The 18677-nt window shown below is 61.8% G+C and carries 18 protein-coding genes; 8 read left to right on the top strand and 10 right to left on the bottom strand.

Features of this window, described 5'->3' with window-relative positions:
• Positions 1–42: 42 nt before the first annotated feature.
• From VW35_RS02905 to VW35_RS02920, 4 genes are all read left to right on the top strand, one after another.
• Complete coding sequence (locus VW35_RS02905) at positions 43–1584, top strand: ABC transporter ATP-binding protein (RefSeq protein WP_046141707.1); 1542 nt, start codon at positions 43–45, stop codon at positions 1582–1584.
• Positions 1581–2654 (top strand): ABC transporter permease, encoded by a 1074-nt coding sequence (locus VW35_RS02910; protein ID WP_046141466.1) that lies wholly within the window; start codon positions 1581–1583, stop codon positions 2652–2654. Before VW35_RS02905 ends, VW35_RS02910 begins: the two co-directional genes overlap by 4 nt.
• Before the next feature lies 1 nt (position 2655).
• Positions 2656–3603, top strand: coding sequence for an ABC transporter permease (locus VW35_RS02915; RefSeq protein WP_046141467.1), 948 nt, complete (start codon positions 2656–2658; stop codon positions 3601–3603).
• A 103-nt stretch (positions 3604–3706) separates the two neighbouring features.
• On the top strand, positions 3707–5002 hold the full coding sequence (locus tag VW35_RS02920) for an amidohydrolase family protein (RefSeq protein WP_046141468.1): 1296 nt from the start codon (positions 3707–3709) through the stop codon (positions 5000–5002).
• A gap of 8 nt (positions 5003–5010) precedes the next feature.
• Here the strand turns inward: VW35_RS02920 and VW35_RS02925 are convergent, their stop codons facing one another.
• The 7 genes from VW35_RS02925 to VW35_RS02955 all read right to left on the bottom strand — a co-directional run bounded on the left by VW35_RS02925 (position 5011) and on the right by VW35_RS02955 (position 12218).
• Positions 5011–5820 (bottom strand): inositol monophosphatase family protein, encoded by an 810-nt coding sequence (locus tag VW35_RS02925; protein ID WP_046141469.1) that lies wholly within the window; start codon positions 5818–5820, stop codon positions 5011–5013.
• Positions 5817–6653, bottom strand: coding sequence for a glycerophosphodiester phosphodiesterase (locus tag VW35_RS02930; protein WP_046141470.1), 837 nt, complete (start codon positions 6651–6653; stop codon positions 5817–5819). Before VW35_RS02930 ends, VW35_RS02925 begins: the two co-directional genes overlap by 4 nt.
• The gene (locus VW35_RS02935; protein ID WP_046141471.1) at positions 6650–7690 is read right to left on the bottom strand and encodes an ABC transporter ATP-binding protein; all 1041 of its coding nucleotides are present in this window, start codon (positions 7688–7690) and stop codon (positions 6650–6652) included. The genes VW35_RS02930 and VW35_RS02935 overlap by 4 nt, the downstream gene beginning before the upstream one ends.
• 308 nt (positions 7691–7998) lie before the next feature.
• A complete protein-coding gene (locus VW35_RS02940; RefSeq protein WP_046141472.1) occupies positions 7999–8826 on the bottom strand; it encodes an ABC transporter permease in 828 nt (275 codons plus the stop codon).
• 1 nt (position 8827) lies between these two features.
• A complete protein-coding gene (locus VW35_RS02945) occupies positions 8828–9706 on the bottom strand; it encodes an ABC transporter permease (RefSeq protein WP_046141473.1) in 879 nt (292 codons plus the stop codon).
• A complete protein-coding gene (locus VW35_RS02950; RefSeq protein WP_046141474.1) occupies positions 9703–10854 on the bottom strand; it encodes an extracellular solute-binding protein in 1152 nt (383 codons plus the stop codon). Before VW35_RS02950 ends, VW35_RS02945 begins: the two co-directional genes overlap by 4 nt.
• Positions 10855–11204: 350 nt before the next feature.
• A complete protein-coding gene (locus VW35_RS02955) occupies positions 11205–12218 on the bottom strand; it encodes a LacI family DNA-binding transcriptional regulator (protein ID WP_046141475.1) in 1014 nt (337 codons plus the stop codon).
• Positions 12219–12343: 125 nt separating this feature from the next.
• On the opposite strand from VW35_RS02955, the gene VW35_RS02960 reads away from it, so the two are divergent.
• Entirely contained in the window at positions 12344–13453 is a 1110-nt protein-coding gene (locus tag VW35_RS02960) for an S-(hydroxymethyl)glutathione dehydrogenase/class III alcohol dehydrogenase (RefSeq protein WP_046141476.1), read from the top strand.
• Between the two features lies 1 nt (position 13454).
• On the opposite strand, the gene VW35_RS02965 is transcribed toward VW35_RS02960, so the two are convergent.
• Positions 13455–13739, bottom strand: coding sequence for a hypothetical protein (locus VW35_RS02965; protein WP_152662450.1), 285 nt, complete (start codon positions 13737–13739; stop codon positions 13455–13457).
• Between the two features lie 191 nt (positions 13740–13930).
• Between VW35_RS02965 and VW35_RS02970 the strand changes: the two genes are divergently transcribed.
• Positions 13931–15070, top strand: a complete 1140-nt coding sequence (locus VW35_RS02970) for a YihY/virulence factor BrkB family protein (RefSeq protein ID WP_083982356.1) — start codon at positions 13931–13933, stop codon at positions 15068–15070.
• 79 nt (positions 15071–15149) lie between these two features.
• On the top strand, positions 15150–15614 hold the full coding sequence (locus VW35_RS02975; protein ID WP_046141478.1) for a nucleoside deaminase: 465 nt from the start codon (positions 15150–15152) through the stop codon (positions 15612–15614).
• Positions 15615–15626: 12 nt separating this feature from the next.
• Here VW35_RS02975 and VW35_RS20875 read toward each other — a convergent pair whose 3' ends face one another.
• A complete protein-coding gene (locus tag VW35_RS20875; protein WP_083982358.1) occupies positions 15627–15788 on the bottom strand; it encodes a DUF2256 domain-containing protein in 162 nt (53 codons plus the stop codon).
• A gap of 6 nt (positions 15789–15794) precedes the next feature.
• The gene (locus VW35_RS02980; RefSeq protein ID WP_046141479.1) at positions 15795–16292 is read right to left on the bottom strand and encodes a DUF427 domain-containing protein; all 498 of its coding nucleotides are present in this window, start codon (positions 16290–16292) and stop codon (positions 15795–15797) included.
• Between the two features lie 168 nt (positions 16293–16460).
• Here VW35_RS02980 and VW35_RS20370 point away from each other — a divergent pair, with 168 nt between their 5' ends.
• Positions 16461–18665 (top strand): AI-2E family transporter, encoded by a 2205-nt coding sequence (locus tag VW35_RS20370; protein ID WP_161796847.1) that lies wholly within the window; start codon positions 16461–16463, stop codon positions 18663–18665.
• Positions 18666–18677 lie beyond the last annotated feature (12 nt).

Consider the following 18677-nt stretch of genomic DNA (forward strand, 5'->3'; position numbering starts at 1 on the left):
CGCCTCAGGCTTATCTGGACGCCAATGCGGAGCACCCCGACCATGACCGACGCCCCAGTGCTCCTTTCGCTCCAGAACATCACCAAGCGGTTTGGCGCCTTGACGGCGAATGATGGGATTTCGCTCGATCTGCATCGCGGAGAAATCCTCGCGCTGCTGGGGGAGAATGGGGCGGGCAAGACAACGCTGATGAATATCCTTTTCGGGCACTATGTGCAGGACGAGGGGGATGTGCGGGTTTTGGGCGATGGTGGGCTGACCGCCCTGCCCCCCGGTTCGCCCGGCGCGGCGCTGAAGGCCGGGATAGGCATGGTGCATCAGCATTTTACGCTGGCGGAGAACCTTTCGGGGCTCGCCAATATTCGGCTCGGGACCGAGCCGCTTTTGTCGTTCGGGCGCGAGGGTGCGGCGCGGGCAAAAGTGCAGAAAATCATTGCTGAGAGTGGGCTGGACGTCGATCTCGATCGGCGCGTGGCCGATCTGACGGTGGGCGAAAAGCAGCGGATCGAGATTTTGAAGGCGCTTTATCGCGATGCGAAAGTGCTCATTCTCGATGAACCGACGGCCGTGTTGACACCGCAGGAGGCCGATGGGCTGTTTGTGGTCTTGCGGCGGCTGGCGGCCAATGGGCTCGGGGTGATTTTCATTTCGCATAAGCTCGGCGAGGTCCTGGCCGTGTCGCATCGCATTCTGGTGCTGCGCGGCGGCAAGAAGGCGGGCGAGCTGGTGACGGCGGATGCCGATCGGCGGGCGATTGCCGATTTGATGGTGGGCAAGGCTGTGGCCGCGGTGGTGCGGACGCCGGCGAGCCCGGGCGACGTGTTGTTGGCGCTGGAAAATGTGTCGCTGCATGGGGCGAGTGGCCGATCGCTGAGCGGGGTCGATCTCAAATTGCGCGCGGGCGAGGTCGTTGGACTCGCGGGCGTTTCGGGCAATGGACAATCGGGGATTGCAGGGCTGATTTCGGGGCTGGCGGTGCCGACGAGCGGGACCATGCGTCTCTATGGTGAGACGGTGACGCGGGCCGATCCGCGGGCGCTGGTGGCCAATGGTGTGGCGCGCATGCCGGAGGATCGCCAGCATGATGGCGTGGTGGGCACGATGAGCGTAGCCGACAATATCGCCATCGAAGAAGTGCGCAGCGCTGCCTTTTCCAAAATGGGTTTTCTCGATCGCAAGGCGATGCGCGAGCGGGCGACGGCGGCGATCGCGGGCTATGATGTGCGCTGCCAAGGGCCGGACGCAGAGGCACGGCTGCTGTCGGGCGGCAATGTGCAAAAGCTAATCCTGGCACGCGTGCTTGAGCGCGGACCGCGGGTGATCCTTGCCAATCAGCCGACGCGCGGGCTCGATGTCGGCGCGCAGGCAGAAGTGCATCGGCGCATTCTCGCGGCGCGGGATCGTGGCGCGGCGGTGCTGGTGATTTCGGAAGATCTGGACGAGCTTTTCGCGCTCGCCGACCGGTTTGTCGTGGTCCATGCGGGCGAGTTGCATGATGCGGGGCCGAGCGAAGGGCTCGATCGCGGCACGATCGGTTTGATGATGGCGGGGCAGAGCCACGCGCGGGCGGAGATGGCGTCATGACTATTCGGCTTGAACCGCGCGAGGATGCTGGGCTGGGTCTGAAAATCGGGGTGTCGCTGGCGGCGGGCCTCGTGGCACTGCTGCTGGTCGCCATTCCGGTGCTGTTTGCCGGCGGGTCGCCGCTGACGGCCTATGGTCTGATGATCCAGGGGGCCTTCGGCTCGATGTTCGCGTTCAGCGAGACGCTGAACAGGGCGACGCCGCTGATTTTGACGGGCCTTGCTTGTGCCGTCGCGTTTCGCGCCAAACTTTGGAATATCGGGGCCGAGGGGCAGCTTTATATTGGGGCGCTCGCGGCGGTCTGCATTGGCAGTGGGCTCCTGCAATTGCCCCCTGCCCTGATGATCCCGACAGTAATGATCGCCGGATTTTTGGCCGGCGGGCTGATGATGGTCATTCCGACCGTGATCAAGCAGCGGTTCGGGGCCGATGAAGTGGTCATCACGCTGCTGCTCAACTTCGTTGTCATTCTCTTCATTCAGATGCTCGTTGAGGGGCCGCTCAAGGACCCGCTCTCGATGGGCTGGCCGCAATCGGTGCCACTGCTTGCCGAGGCAAAACTGCCGAAACTTTTACCGCGGCTGCGGATGCATTGGGGGCTGATCGTTGGGCTCGTGGCGGCGCTGGTGCTTTGGCTGATGGTGCGCAAGACCGTGCTTGGCTTTGAAATCCGCGCGGTCGGCGAGAACAAGGCGGCGGCGCGGTTTGCCGGAATTCCTGTGGATGCAACCATGCTGAAGGTGGCGCTGATATCGGGTGGGCTCGCTGGGCTGGCGGGCGTCGGTGAAGTGGCCGGGGTGAAGGGCTATCTTTCGTCGGACCTGTCGCCGGGATTTGGCTATTCGGGGATTGTCGTTGCCATGCTCGCGGGGCTCTCACCCATCGGGACGGTGATTGCGGCGCTGTTTGTGGCGGCCGTTTTCGTGGGGGCGGATTCGATGAGCCGGGCGACGGGGATTTCGAGCTATATCGCCGATCTCGTCGTGGCGCTGTCGCTGCTCTGCGTGCTGGTTGGCAGTTTTTTCCTGCGGTTCCGCGTGAAGTGGGACCGCCAGAGCGTGGTGGCCTGAGATGGACGTTTTGTTCGACATTTTGGGCTCGGCCAATTTCTGGGCAGCCGCCATCCGCATCGCGACGCCGCTGATCTTTGGCGTTTTGGGCGCGCTGATCTGCGAGCGCGCGGGCGTGCTCAACCTTGGAATCGAAGGGATTTTCGTCGCCGGGGCCATGACGGGTTGGCTCGCGGTTTATCTCGGTGCAGGGCTGTGGGGCGGCGTGCTGATTGCGGCGTTTGCCGGAGCGCTGTTTGGGCTGCTGCATGCGTTTCTGACGGTCATCTTGGGGCTGTCGCAGCATGTGTCGGGGATCGGGATTACGCTTCTAGCGACAAGCGTCAGCTATTTCACCTATCGTACGGCCCTGCCAGATGTGAGTTCGCCGCCGCGGATTGCCGCCTTTCAGCCGGTGTCGATACCGGGGCTCTCGGACCTGCCGTTTATCGGGCCAGCGCTGTTTCAGCAGACGCCGCTGACGTTTTTGGCGCTGGTGTTTGTCGCACTGGTAGCACTTGTTCTCTATCGGACGCCGCTGGGGCTCGCCATTCGGGCAGTCGGGGACAATCCGGCTTCGGTCGAGGCGCAGGGGCTTTCTGTGGTGGGGCTGCGCGTCGGTGCGGTGGTTGTTGGCTCGGCGCTGATGGCGTTGGGTGGAGCGTTTCTCACCATGTCGGCGTTCGATGCGTTCTTCTTTGGCATGGTCAATGGGCGCGGCTGGATCTGTATCGCGCTCGTGGTGTTTGCGTCTTGGCAGCCGGGCAAGGCGCTGTTAGGCGCGCTGCTGTTTGGAGCGTTCGATGCGTTTCAGATCCGGTTGCAGGCGCAGATTGGGCAGGTGGTGCCGGGTCAGGTGTTCCTGATGATGCCGTATTTGCTCTCGATCGTGGCGCTGATCCTGGTGGCAAGACGGGCGGATTATCCGAGGGCACTGTTGCAGCCTTGGACGAAGGGACAGCGCCATTAGTGGCATCCATTCTGAAATTTCAGGATAGGCCCCGGCTTTCGCCGGGGTGACAATCGGATTTTGTTTTAGCATCACAGCTAGTACGCGACTTTAAGGACCAAAAATGTTCGAGCTGAAAATCACCAATGCGACGCTGACGGATGGGCGGAAGGGTGTCGATATCGGCGTCCGTGACGGCAAGATCGCAGCGATCGAAGCCAATCTTGGGGGCGAGGGCGGCGAGGTGATCGATGCGGATGGGCAATTGGTTTCGCCGCCCTTTGTCGACTGCCATTTTCATATGGATGCGACGCTGTCGCTGGGGCAGCCGCGGTTCAATGAAAGCGGGCGGCTGCTTGAGGGCATTCAGATCTGGGGAGAGCTAAAGCCGCTTCTTACTCATGAAGCCGTGGTCGACAGGGCTCTGGACTATTGCGACCTCGCGGTGGCGCAGGGGCTGCTGGCGATCCGGACGCATGTCGATATTTGCGATGATCGGTTGCTGGGCGTCGAGGCGCTGCTCGAGGTCAAGAAGCGCGTCGCGCCCTATATCGACCTGCAGCTCGTGGCCTTTCCGCAGGATGGGTATTATCGCTATCCGGGCGCGATCGAGCTGCTGGAGCGGGCGCTCGACATGGGCGTCGATGTCGTTGGCGGCATTCCGCATTTCGAGCGGACCATGGCGGATGGCGCGGCGAGCGTGAAGGCGCTGTGCGAGATTGCCGAGAAGCGCGGGCTCCTGGTCGACTTGCACTGCGATGAGACGGACGATCCGCTGAGCCGGCATATCGAGACGCTGACCTATGAGGCGCAGCGGCTGGGTCTACAGGGCCGGGTCAACGGCTCGCACCTGACCTCGATGCATTCGATGGACAATTATTATGTCTCAAAGCTCCTGCCGCTGATGGCGGAGGCAGACGTTTCGGCGACGGCGAACCCCAACATCAATATCGGCATTCAGGGGCGGCACGACACCTACCCCAAGCGGCGCGGGATGACGCGGATTCCGGAGATGCTGACCTATGGGATCACTTGCGCCTTTGGGCAGGATTGCATGATGGACCCCTGGTATTCGCTCGGGCAGGCGGACATGCTCGATGTCGCCTCGATGGGGCTGCATGTGGCGCAGATGACGAGCCGCGATGCGATGCGGCAGTGCTTCGAGGCGGTGACATCAGGGCCGGCCAAGGTGATGCATCTTGAAGGCTATGGCATCGAGGTCGGCAAAAAGGCGGATATGGTGCTGCTGCAGGCGACGGATACGATCGAGGCCATTCGGCTGCGGGCGACGCGGATTGCGGTGATCAAGGGCGGGCGGGTGATCGCGCGGACGGCGCCGCGGCAGACGGCATTGGCCCTTACGGACCGGCCGACGCGGCTCGATCCGGCGAGGGTCGGCCCCAGCGCCAATCAGGGTTAACCCACTGTTCAGGCGGGGTTCTTGGGCGGCGTGCCTCGAAGGTGTTCGAGAAGGTAAGCGTGGGTCGCAGGATTGGCGACGATGAGGCAACCGGTGCGTTCGAACACGTCCGGACCCCTGCCCCACCAGTCGGTAACGACGCCGCCCGCTTCTTCGACAAGGAGAATGCCGGCGGCGGTGTCGACGAAGCCGGTTTCCTCGAAATAGCCGGTGAGGCGACCGCAAGCGACCCAGGCGCAGGAATTGGCGGCGCTTCCGACGATGCGGACGGCGCCGATGGGTGCCCGGATGGCGTCGAGGCGGGCGTAAGCTCCTGGATGCAATGACAGATTAGGCGTCGGCAGGCCTGTGCCGACGCACATCATGGCGATGTCGGTAGAGCGGCTGACATGGAGACGCTCACCGTTAAGGAAGGCGCCGTGGCCTTTGACGGCCGTGAACATCTCATCGGCGACCGGATCGTAGACCAGCCCGCACATGGTTTCATTGCCCCGGCGAAGGGCGATGGTGATGGTATAATGCTGGCCATTCAAGAAGTTAGTGGTTCCATCGATGGGGTCGACAAGCCAGCGATGGGTCTGGTCGTCGCGCTCGGCGGGGGCGAATTCTTCGCCGGTCAGACCCCAGGGATAGCGCGACAAGAGGCGGTCGCGGATCAGGGTTTCGGATTCGCGGTCGGCGTCGGAGACAAAGTCGCCAGGGCCTTTGACGCCGATTTCCAGATCGCGGAAACGCTTGAAGTGCTTGAGGGTGAGCGCGCCGGCTTCGCGGGTTGTAGCGGCCATGTCTTCGAGGATGGCGTGATAATCGTAAGTCATTGTTTCAAAGCCGCTTTCAGGCGTTCCGGATCGTCTGTGGTGATCTGGTCGACCTTAAGATCGAGCAGGCGGTGAATGGACGGTATCGTGGTGTCGTCGACCGTTCGAATGGTCCAGGCGTCGATGCGTTTGCCGGCGGCGTGGATGGGGGCGACGATGTCGAAGCCGGCCTTGTCCGCAGCGAGGACGATGTCGTAGGCGAGGTAGATCATTTCCGCCTTCGGCGCAGTGGCGAGGGCTTCGGAAACGAAGGTTTGGTAGTCGCCGGTCGCTTGCAACCTGGCGAGGGATTCGCCGTAACAGGGGTCATAACCGCTGCGCAGTTTCGGAGCCGAATCCGTTAGCATTCCGATAGCATCGAAGTCGCCCCCGGAGAGAATAAGGTAATCGGCGACGGGCGCGACACTCGCGCCGAAATTGGCGACGACCGCGGGCGTGAGGGCCGCGTGGCTTTCCTTGAAGTCGAGTTGAAGGAGCGCGTTGGGATGCGGCGTCTCTTTGGCGAGCAGCGCGCAGAGGTCTTCGAGCAGCATGACCTTATCGGTGATCGGCTGGCCGTCGTTGCCGCGCAAGTTCAATTCACGAAGCACCGAGGCCGGTGTTTCGCGCACGAGGCCGGTGCCGGTCGTTTCGGCGTCGAGCTCGAAGTTGTGAAGGATAGCGCAGCCGTGGTCGGCGTGGATAACCAGGTCTACCTCGACGCTAGCGCCGAGGCGCATGGCTTCAAGAATGCGGCTGCCTGTGAACACAGGATCGGACGCCTTGCGGCGGCCGCGATGCCATTTGAGCCAGGTACGATGGCCGTCCCGCTCGATATAGAGAGGATCGCTCATGCAGCGCTCCGGAAGACCTGGATGTCGTTGCGATAGGCGGCGACGGCGCGGGGCATGAGATTGACACCCTGACCGGGCTGGAACTGGCTGGGCTGATTGACCATGGCTTTTAGGCGCTTGCCATCGGGCAGGTCGAAATCGACAAGGCCATGGGTGCCGTAATCAGTGACGCGATGGACTTTGCCAGCGCCGGGCTCGGCCGGGACGATATCGAGCGCTTCGGGGCGAACGGCGAGGGTGGCCGGACCGTCGCCGATAGCGAGGGGATGGGAGAAACCGGCGCGGGTGAACTGGCCGTTGCTGACCGTGCCTTCGATCAGGTTCATCGTGCCGATGAAGCCGGCGACGAATGGCGTCTGCGGATTGCGATAGACGACATCGGGGCGATCGATCTGCTCGGTGCGCCCATCGCGCATGACGACGATGCGATCGGCCATGGAAAGGGCTTCGTCCTGGCCGTGGGTGACAAAGAGCGTCGTGATGCCGACGCGCTGCTGGATGTCGCGGACTTCTTCGCGCAGCCGTTCGCGCAGGTGCTGGTCGAGACTGGCGAAAGGTTCGTCGAGAAGCAGGATTTTGGGTTCGAGCACGAGCGAGCGGGCGAGGGCAACGCGCTGCTGCTGGCCGCCTGAAAGCTGGGTGACGCGGCGCGAGCCATAGCCGCCGAGACCGACGAGTTCGAGCACGGCTTCGACGCGACGCTTGATCTCGTCTGCCGGCAGGCGACGGAGCTTTAGGCCGAAGGCGAGGTTTTTGGCGACATCCATATGGGTCCAAAGCGCGTGGCTCTGGAATACCATGCCGGTCGGGCGCTTTTCCGGCGGGGTGCGGGTGATATCTTCGCCGTCGATGGCGATGAGGCCTGAAGTCGGGGTTTCGAAGCCGCCGACCATGCGGAGGAGCGTCGACTTGCCAGAGCCCGATGGGCCAAGGAGGCAGACGAGTTCGCCGTCAGCGACTTCGAGGGAGAAGGAGTCGACAGCCTTGGTGCCGCCGGGGAAAAGCTTTGTGACGTCTTTTATGGTGAGGACGGACATTTTTTATTACTCCCGGTCCAGTTGGATCGGTTGGGAATTTACGGAGATCGCCGTTGCTGGGCCTGGTCCGGCAATCCACGGCAGGCGCGGCGGCATGGACCACCGGGACAAGCCCGGTGGTGACGATAGAGACGATGGGGAGGTGGCGCAGGAGTGAGCGGCCGGTGCTGGCCGCAAGGCCCCCCACCTAGCCTCCCCCTGGGAGGGGGACGGACGCATCGGGGATGCCGAACCGTTAATCGGCCACTGATAGACCCCTCCGCCTATCAGGGGGAGGTTGGGTGGGGGTGCTGCAAGGTCGAAAACCATCAAGCCCCGAACCCCTTGGCAAACGAGCCGGAATTGACCACTCGGCGGGCGAACAGCAGGGCAATGAAGCTTGGGACCCAGAGGAGGACCGAGAGCACGGCGCCGTATTGGATGACGGGCTGGTTGTTGATGAAGGAGATCATCAGGACCGGCAGGGTGCGGACTTGCGGGGCGCCGATGAGCCAGGCGCCTTCGGTTTCGTAGAAAGTGCCGACAAAGCTCAGGAGAATGGCAGCGGCGATGGTCGGGCCGGCCTGAGGCAGGGTGATCGACCAGAAGACACGCAAAGGCGAGGCGCCGACGTCTCGTGCGGCTTCCTCCATGCGCCGATCAACCGATTGGAAAGCGGCGACGGGGATCCAGATCATGAACAGCAGCGTGCCGACCAGCTGGATGAGGACGACGCCCCAGAACGTGCCGATGAGATTGAGCTGCAGGAAGATACCTGCGATCGCGACCAGAAGGCCGAACTTTGGAAAGGCGTGCCCGGCAAGGAATGAAAAGAACAATATATCGCGGCCGGGGAAGTCGAGGCGGGCAAAGGCGTAGGCCGCCGGAAGGCAGATGACGGCGGAAAGCACCGTCACCGTGGTGGCGAGCGTCAGGCTCATGGTGATCGAGGACCAGACATCGGCGCGGGCGAGGGTCTGGTACCAGAATTTCAGGCCAAATTCCTGCGGGATGACCGAGGGAAAGCGCCAGACATTGGTGAAGGCCCAGGTGCCGACGACGAGAAGCGGGGCGACGATGACGAGGGTCAGGACGACGGCAAAGAAGATGCCGGTCCAATCGATCGGCTCTCTGATTTTTACGGCTGTAGTGCTCATGTCAGGGCGTCCTGTTCTTGGCGACGGAGCGCACATAAAAGAGCCCGAAGACGATGCAGAAGCCGAAGGTGATCACCGCCTGGGTGATGGCATTGGTCGGATCGAAGAGATCGCGGAACGTGCGCTGCATGAAGGGGCCCATCATTTCCGGAGCGGCAGGACCAAGCACATAGGGTAAGGTAAAAGCCGAGAAGATGCCGAGGACGGCAAAGGAAATGGCGACGAGGATGGAATTGGAAATGCGCGGCAGGATGATGTGCCAGAGGAGGGCGAAGCGCCCGGCGCCGACATCGCGCGCGGCTTCGATCGCCTGGTTCGACACGTTGCCGAGGCCTGAAAGAAGTATGAGGACGGTCAGCGGGATATTGTCCCACACGAGGCCGATCACCGGCCCCCACGGGGTGAGGTAGGGCGACTTGATCTTGGGGAGGCCTACGGAATTGAGCAGAAGATCGACGGTGCCATTCGGACCGAGCACGCGGATGAAAGCAAAGCTCAGGATGATCGAGGGCACGAACATCGGGAAGATGGCGAGGCCCTGGACATAGGCGGCGATCTTGGAATTGGAGAAGCGCAGGTAAAGTGCGATGGGCAGGCAAATCACGAGGAGCAGCACGGCGCAGACGCCGGTGGTCCAGAGCGTGATCGCGAGGTTCGCCCGGCTATAGGGATCGCTGACGAAGAACTCGTAGCTCGAGACCGAAAGGGTGCGCCCGCCATCGGGGGCCGGCAGCCAGAGGGTCTGGATCACCGCCGAAATGATCGGCCAGATGATGAGCCAGAGAACGAGAAGAACGGGCACGGCCACGAGCAAGAGGCCGATCGGCCTCTTGCGTTGCGTGGGTGCGGGCGCCAGAGCGCCCGCTTCTATCGATGTCACGAGGCAGGGTCCACGTTTGGTGCAACGGCGCGGTACCAGCCATCATTGATGGCGGTTTCCCACTTGCCGCCCGGGAAGGTCGGGATTGATTCCGGGATGATGTCGGCAAAGCGTTCGCGAAGGTCAGCTGCCACATAGTCCCAGGAAACGCCGGGGAAGCCGCCGAGTTCGGTGAGAATGGCGGACTGGATTTCCTCGGTGAGAAGGAAGTCGGCGAGCTTGAGAGCGGCGTCCTTGTTGGCGCCGTTCGAAAGCACGGCGATATAGGTGAAGCCGCCGGGCAGGCCGAGATCCTGAAGCTGGACGAGGCCTGTGGTTTCCGGAAGCACGCCCTGCTGGATGGCCGAGAGCGCCTGATCGGACCAGGCCGGGATCATGGTGACGGCGGACTGGCCGAGCAGCTGCAGCGACTGTGTATTGCCCGAAGTATAGGCGCCGCTTTCAAAAAGCGACGGGGCGAGATCGTTGAGCATGGCCCAGGCTGGGGTCAGGGCTTCTTCGGCAAATTCAGGGGTGAAGTTGTCGACGGTGAATTTCTTGGGGTCGTTGCCATTGGCTTCGAAAATGGCGCGGCGGACGAAATTGCCACCCGAACCGCCCTTGTTGGGACGATTGTAGATGAACTGGCCCGGATTGGCCTTGATCCAGGCGACGAGATCGGCCCAGGTCTTGGGCACATTGGCCGGATCGAGCTTGGTCGTGTCATAGGCAAGGAGCACCTGCGAACCGCGGTAGGGCAAGCGGGTCGGGATGTCGTTGGCGAGCGGGTTGATCTTGGAGTAGTTGGAAAGGCCTGCGGCCGAGAAATCGACGAAAAGGCCCTTGTCGATGGCGCCGGCGTTGACGCGGGTGTCGTAGCCTTCGAAGACGTCAGCCTGCGGGTCGGCGCCGCTCGCGAGGGCGGCAAGGGCGCGGTCGCCGATGGCGGCAACGCCGGGGCCATCGCCACCGTCAACAAGGTTGAGTGTGATGCCGGAATTGGCGGCTTCGAATTTTGGCTTCACCACATTGGTCCAGAAGTCGATGACGTTCTGGTCCGAGGTGAAATAGACGTCGATCACGCCTTCGGCGGCGAAGGTCATGCGCGGCATCAGGGTGACGCCAGCCGAAATGGCGGCGGCTGAAATGAGGAAATTGCGGCGTTTCATCTTATTCTCCCATGGGGGCGGCCTGGGGCTACCCTAGCTGTGCTGATGACGGAGTCCATGCACCGGCTGACGCCGACAGGCAGATGCGCACCAGCCCGCATCCGCAAACTTTTGGGAACTCCCCTCCTCGTTGCGGCAGAACGCGGAGGACAATCCCAATCTTTTGTCGGGTATTGCCGTCAGCGCGACCGCACGGACAAGACAACACCGAATGCCGCTTGCACACAAGTGCATAAGCGACATTTTCGACGACGCTAGTTATGAGGCTTCGATAACGCTTTGATGACAGAGAAGGCATTGCGCACGTGTGCAGCGCTTTGCACTCAGGGCTTCTACTTGCGCGACGCTCTCTAGCCGGCTGATGGCCTTACGCTTTTGCGCCAGACGGGCACCGGCTCGAAAATACGGCGCTCGGCGCCAGCCATGCCCGGATCAAGAACCAGGGCGACGACGTGATCGGCCATTTCATCGAGCGGCTGGGAGAAGGTCGTCAGGCGATAGGATTGCCAAGCTGCTTCCTCGATATCGTCAAAACCGACGATGCAGAGGTCTTCGGGGACATGGAGATCGAACTCGAATCGCGCGGTATCCATGAAGCCCATGGCGAGAAGATCGGTGACGCAAAAGACGCCATCGGGGGCGCGGGAGCGGCCGAAGATGCGCCGGGCAGCTTCACTGCCGGAGGCGTAGCTCGTGGGTCCTGCGGCGATAACGGAAACTTCGACGCCTGCCTTCGCGGCGACTTCGAGAAAAACGCGCTCGCGTTCGAGTAGGCTTGCGGTGCCGGCCGTCGAGGTGACGAGGCCGAGGCGCTTGCAGCCGGCGCGATGGAGCAGGAAGAATGCTTCGCGCCCGGCCATGGCGTTATCGACGCCGAGATTATGGCTGCCAGAAAGACGATCGTCGCGATTGATCAGGACGACCTGCTGGCCATTGGCAAGGCAGGTTTCGATGAGCGAGGCCGGCGGGGTGCCGGACAGGACGACGGTGGCATCGGCGCGATAATTCAGCGTCTGGCGCAGGGCGGCAGCGACACTTTCGGTCTGCGACTCGGTGTTGATCACCATGATGATCTTATCGGCCGCCTGCAGCTTGCGGCTCAGGATATCGACCATGCGGGCGCGGATCGGCGTCGTCATATCGGCGACGACGAGGCAGACGATGTTGCTGCGCTCGCGCAGGCCACGGGCAAGATGGTTGACGTGATAGCCGAGGGCGGTTGCGGCTTCGAGCACCTTGCGGCGCGTGGGTTCGGAGACGCTGGCGCCATCGGTGAAAGTGCGTGACACGGCCGAGCGCGACACCCCTGCCCTTTCGGCCACCATCTGTGCGCTGACAAAGGATTTCGGTTTTGCCGCGTCCATGCTGGTCCTCCCCGGAAGGGGGATATTGACGGCGGCGGGGCTTGCGTCAAGCGTCAGAGGCGTGTCTGAAGAGGGTAAGCCGGTGATCCCGGCGCCCCATTGACCAGATTTGGAAAGGACGCAGCGTGAAATCTCGTGCCGCAGTTGCCTTCGGACCCGGAAAGCCCCTCGAAATCGTCGAGATCGACGTCGCGCCGCCCAAGAAGGGTGAAGTGCTGATCAGGATCACCGATACCGGCGTGTGCCACACCGATGCTTTCACCCTCTCGGGCGATGATCCGGAAGGGGTGTTTCCGGTGGTGCTTGGCCATGAAGGCGCCGGGGTCGTCATCGAGGTTGGCGAAGGCGTGACCTCGGTCAAGCCGGGCGATCACGTGATCCCTCTTTATACGGCCGAATGCGGCGAGTGCCTCTTCTGCAAGTCGGGCAAGACCAACCTTTGTGTGGCCGTGCGCGCGACGCAGGGCAAGGGGCTGATGCCGGACGGAACGACGCGCTTTTCCTACAATGGCGAGCCGATCTACCACTATATGGGTTGCTCGACGTTCTCCGAATATACGGTCGTAGCCGAGGTTTCGCTCGCCAAGATCAACCCGGAGGCGAACCACGAGCATGTGTGCCTGCTCGGTTGCGGGGTGACCACCGGTATCGGCGCGGTGCACAATACGGCCAAGGTGCAGGCGGGCGATACGGTCGCCGTGTTCGGGCTCGGCGGCATCGGCCTTGCGGTGATTCAAGGCGCGCGCCAGGCCAAGGCCGGGCGGATCATTGCCATCGATACCAATCCGGGAAAGTTTGACCTCGCGCGTGAGTTTGGCGCGACCGATTGCATCAATCCCAAGGACTACGATAAGCCGATCCAGCAGGTGATCGTCGAGATGACCGGCTGGGGCGTTGATCACTCATTCGAGTGCATCGGCAATGTGAACGTGATGCGGGCGGCGCTTGAATGCGCGCATCGGGGCTGGGGTCAGTCGATCATCATCGGCGTCGCCGGCGCGGGCCAGGAAATCTCTACCCGACCGTTCCAGCTGGTAACCGGCCGGAAGTGGATGGGCACGGCGTTCGGCGGGGTCAAGGGCCGGACGCAGCTGCCGGGAATGGTCGAAGACGCCATGAGCGGCAAGATCGACCTCGCGCCCTTCGTGACCCACACAATGAGCCTCGACAAGATCAACGACGCGTTTGATCTCATGCACGAAGGCAAGTCGATCCGGTCTGTCGTGAAGTATTGATCTATTCGAAAGAGCGGCCGAGATGACCTGTCTCGGCCGCAGCTGCGACCGTTTCGCGACCGACGACCACCGGCAGACCATGGCGCTCGGCCATCACGCGGCGGCCGAAGCGGGTGAGCTTGAGGCCGCGGGGCGTGATCTCAGCGACATTGTGGAAGCACAGCGCCCGCTGGATGATCCACTCGACATCCTTTTGCGGTCCGGCCGTCATGGCCAGCATCACCAGTTGTTCGGGCATTTTAAACTGGTTCCAGGCGATCTGCCCTGCCCTCTTCGAGAATAGCACTTCAGCCTCCAAGCCTGAATTTCGGAGGTCTTAACGCAGGCGTCTCGACGTGGTTGCGAGTGACGCCGATCACGAAATCGGTGAAGGCTTAGGCGTCGAGACCGGCGGCCGGGACGATGCATGGCATCGATCGAGATTGATTTGGCAACTAGACTAGCCGCCTGCCGTTCCACCGCAAACTTGAGGTGGACATGCGCAAAGAACATCGGAACGACGGAAAGAAGCGTGGCCGCAACGCGGACGGCCCGCAGGATATTCCGCCCGCAGGCTGGAAGGATATCGTCTGGCGCGCCTATCGCGAGATCGGCGATGATCGCGTGACGATGATAGCGGCGGCGGTGACCTATTATCTGCTACTGTCGCTATTCCCGATGCTGACGGCATTCATCTCGATCTACGGTCTTTTCGTCGACGCGCAGACCGTGTCGGATCATCTCAACCTTCTGTCATCCATCGTCCCGCAAGGGGGGATGGATATCGTCAACGAGCAACTTACCAAGTTGTCCGAAACCGGGACGAGCACACTTGGGGTCGCTCTCGTGATCTCGACGGGCCTGGCGATCTGGAGCGCCAGCTCGGGCGTCAAGACAATGTTCGAGGCCATGAACATTGCCTATGACGAACGCGAAGACCGCAATTTCTTTGCTCTCAACGCGATCGCACTAGCCTTCACCTTCGGGTCGATCATCGGTGCGATCGTTCTGCTGGGCGCAGCCCTGCTGGTGCCGGCCGCACTCAATCTCATGGGGCTGGGGACTGGCCTTGAATGGCTCCTGCGGATCGGCTCCTACGCTCTCCTGACGGCGGTGCTGTTGCTTGGGCTCGCGCTGCTCTATCGGTTTGGTCCAAGCCGCCAGCAGGCGAAATGGCGCTGGATTTCGCCTGGCGCTCTGCTTGCCACGGTGATTATCCTCATCCTGTCGCTGCTCTTTTCCTGGTACGCGGCAAATTTTGGGAACTACGACAAGACCTATGGATCGCTTGGCGGCTTGATCGCGCTTTTGACCTGGATCTGGATCAGCGTCACCGCCGTCATCGTCGGCGCCGAACTCAATTCCGAAGCCGAACGGCAAACCCGGCGCGACTCGACGACGGGAGAAGATGCGCCACTGGGCTTCCGCGACGCGGTGGTAGCAGACACGGTGGGACAATCGATCGATGACAAGGACGAAGACGATCCATTCGCCGGAAAAAGTGCTGAGTGGATCGAAGGTTACCGGGCTGCAAGCGTCGCCGCGCGACCGGCCAAGCGGCCTAATCTTGGCTTCGTCGCCGCGGCCATTCCTCTCTCCCTCGCGCTTGCCGCAGCGCGTTCGCGCCGCCGCTCCTGAAACACTGGATCTCCCCGGAACATAGCGCCGGCCATGCCGTTGGCCGCATGCCGACACAACCAACCCAACGGAGTACCGCATGACCGACCTGACCGATTTGGAACGCGAACACATGCGGCAGGCTGTCGATCGTGCGCTGCAGGCAAGGAAAGAATCGGGGAAGGCTGGGATTGCAGCGGCCATTCTGCTTGATGGACAAGAGATCGGCCGGGGCGAAAATGAGGTGCGGCTGCAATCGGACCCAACAAAGCATGCCGAAATGGTGGCGCTGACAGAAGCTGCGCAAAAGCTCGGCACGACGGATCTATCGTCCTGCGTAATGATCTCGACGCTGCAGCCTTGCGAAATGTGCCTTTCGGCCATGCGCTTTGCCGGCATCAAGCGGGTGATTTTTGGCGCAACGCAAGCCAAGGTCGACGGAAAGTACTTTGTGTTTCCACGGCTCACTCTTGAGGATTTCCAATCCTCTGGTGAAGCATTCGACGCAATTGGCGGCGTCTTCGAAGAAGAGCTTTTGCCGCTTTATGAGGATGGAGACGAGTAGGGTTGGTTTGCCTCAAGTCGGCTGCTTGATGGTGCCTCGTTGACCGCGGCAGGCGTCCGAGCAATAGCGAACCTCATGCCAATCCTTCGCCCACTTCTTTCGCCAGGTGAATGGCCGCCCGCAGACGGCGCAAAGCTTGGTGGGCAAGTCCTTCTTGGCGACGCGCTTGGGCATCTTCGCCTACCAACCCATCGATCCTTCAATGCCCTTGAAGGGCCCCACAATGTCGGGCGTGATCCAACCGCCATAAAACCCGCCCGGCTGCGGCGTTACGACTACACCATCGATCGTGCAGGAATCCATGGGCCCGGCATAGAAGGCGACATGGTTGGCTATGGCGGCAAAAGCGCTGGTTGGCTCTGGATAAGTCCAGGCGGCTTTGTCGGCGCGTTTGCTCTTGGCGATGACGTCGAAATAAGCGGCCCTTCCCTTCCACTCGCAGACGCTGCTCCCCGTAGCTGGCTCCAAGGCACCGGGCGCTATGAAATCCGGTGAAATATAGTAGACCGGCGGATGGCTGGTTTCGAGGACACGATGGCAGTGTGGCGCATCGACGATGCGTAGGCCAGCAAACACGATCTCGATGCGTTTTCCGACGTATTCGAGCCGCGGCGGGCGCGGATAATCCCACACGCTCTCCTGTCCGGGTTTTGGCAAAATTCGTTTCGGGCTCGGCATATCGATCTCACAATCTCGAACGCGCTTTGCTTAGATACGAAAGAGCGGCGATGATAGATCGGCGCTGTGCTGCCAAACTTGCGCTGATCTCTGCCTCTATGCCGGAACCGTGATGACGGGTCAGAGTTGCTGAAGGGCGAGGCCTTCCTCGCGGAAATGAGGTCGACAATGTCCAATAGACTAAACGTGGAAACTATTTTCCGCCGTCGACCCTCCACTTTTGAGAGTGTGGCGACCTTTGCCATCATCGCCGCCCTTCTCTATCTGGGCGCAGGCATCCTCGTTCCGCTCACCTTGGCCGTTCTCCTGGCCTTTGCGCTCAGTCCGGTTGTTTCGATGCTCAATCGCAAACTCGGGCTGCCGGACCCCGTGGCAGTGATTGTCGCCGTAGGGCTGGCCTTCTTCGTACTGGCCGGCTTTGCAGGAATCGCCGGCTATCAGATTGCAAGCCTCGCCGCAGAGCTTCCGGGGTATCAGCAGACTGTTATGACCAAAGTCACAGCCTTGCAGACGCAGTTCGGCGGCTTTACCTGGCTCGACCAGATCAATTCGACCATAGCCAATCTCGGCAATTCCATGGGCGCCGAGCGGCCGACCAATGGAGAAAACACTCCCCTTCCGGTGACGATCTCGAACGAATTGGGTCCCCTGACGCTGCTGACGTCCGTCATGGGCTCGGTGCTGGGGCCGGTCGCGACCGTCGCGATCGTGACGGTCTTCCTGATCTTTTTGCTGATGGGCCGCGCCGATCTGCAAGATCGGTTCATCCGTCTGGTGAGTGCCGGCAAATATTCGCTGACCAATCTCGCCATCTCGGACGCCAGCCGCCGGGTGGGGCGCTATCTTATCGTCCAATTGATGGTCAACACCGTTTATGGCGCAATTTTCGGGATCGGACTTTGGCTCATCGGGGTACCGAGTGCCCTGCTTTGGGGCATGCTGATCGTGCTCTTCCGCTACATTCCCTTTGTCGGCGCGCTCATCATCGCGGTGGTTCCGTTCACGCTGGCCTTCGCGGTCGATCCCGGCTGGGGCATGCTTTTGAAGTCGGTCGGGCTGTTTCTTCTGCTCGATCTTACCACTGCCAACGTCATCGAGCCGCGGCTTTATGGATCAAGCACGGGCGTTTCGGCGCTCGCCATTTTGCTTTCGGCCATGTTCTGGGCGACCCTCTGGGGGCCGGTTGGTCTTATTCTTTCAACGCCGATGACTGTCTGCCTGGTCGTCATCGGGCGGCATCTGCCGCAATTCCAGTTCCTTGAAACCCTATTGGGCAGCGAGCCGGTGCTGTTGCCAGCGGAACGGCTCTACCAGCGCATGCTCAAGGGCGACAGTGAAGCCGCCATCGAAATCAGCGAAGACCATATCGAGGAATTCGGCAAACCACATTTCATCGGCGAATTGATGCTGCCGGCATTGCAGATGGCCAATGTGGAGCTGCAAACGGGCCCCGAGGCCGTGCCGCAGCGGCGCGAATTAATGCGATCTTTCGAGACGGTGCTCGATACGACGCTGATGCCGCGCTGGTCGGACGCGGCCGATGTCTTGCTGATCGGGGGGCGGAGCGAAATCGACGAGGCCGCGGCACAACTGCTCGGCACGGCGCTGACCGACAGCGGCGCAGCAGTCGATGTCTTGCCTCCAGGAGCCATCCGGCAGGAGGCGATCGGCCGGCTCGATCTGACCAATGTCGAGACGCTGGTCCTGGTGTTCATGGGCGACGATGTGCGAGCCCAATGCCGCTATGTGGCGCGTCGCGTTCGCCGGATGGCACCGAACATCCGGATCGTTGCCTGCATCCTCAATGATCTCGTGCTCAATGAAACAGCGGAGACGCTGCATGTCGACCATGTCGCCCACGATCTCGACGCGGCCGCCGAAATCATTGTGCAGGATACCCCAGCAAAGCGCGCGCCCGAAGATGTCACCAGCGCCAATCCCTTTGCCGGTGGCGGACGCGGCAGCGATGCGCTGGGGCGCGCGCTCGACGCCGTCGCCGAGCGCTTTCACGTTCCTGCCGCCATCATCAACCTCGTGGACGACCAACGTCATCTCGAAGACGAGGAAGCGGCCAAGCTTACCCTATTGGTGGCCGAACACCGCAAACCGCTGATCGTCCATTCCGACCAGCCCAATCCGCTTGTCGGCGACAACGCCTATCTCCAGACCAACGGCATCGACCTCTATGCCGGGGCACCGCTCCTGATGCCCGACGGCACCTGCCCCGCCGTCCTTGCGCTGATCGATTACGAAGAGCACGCATTTTCGCCGGCAGACAGCCAAGCGCTGATGTTGGCGGCCAAAGAACTGGTCAGCAAATTCGGCATGAAACCCGCGCCAGCACCACGACCGCAACGGCTTTCGGTGGCTTGAGCCGACAATGAG

It is taken from the genome of Devosia soli, from assembly GCF_000970455.1.
GTDB classification, from domain to species: Bacteria; Pseudomonadota; Alphaproteobacteria; order Rhizobiales; family Devosiaceae; genus Devosia; species Devosia soli.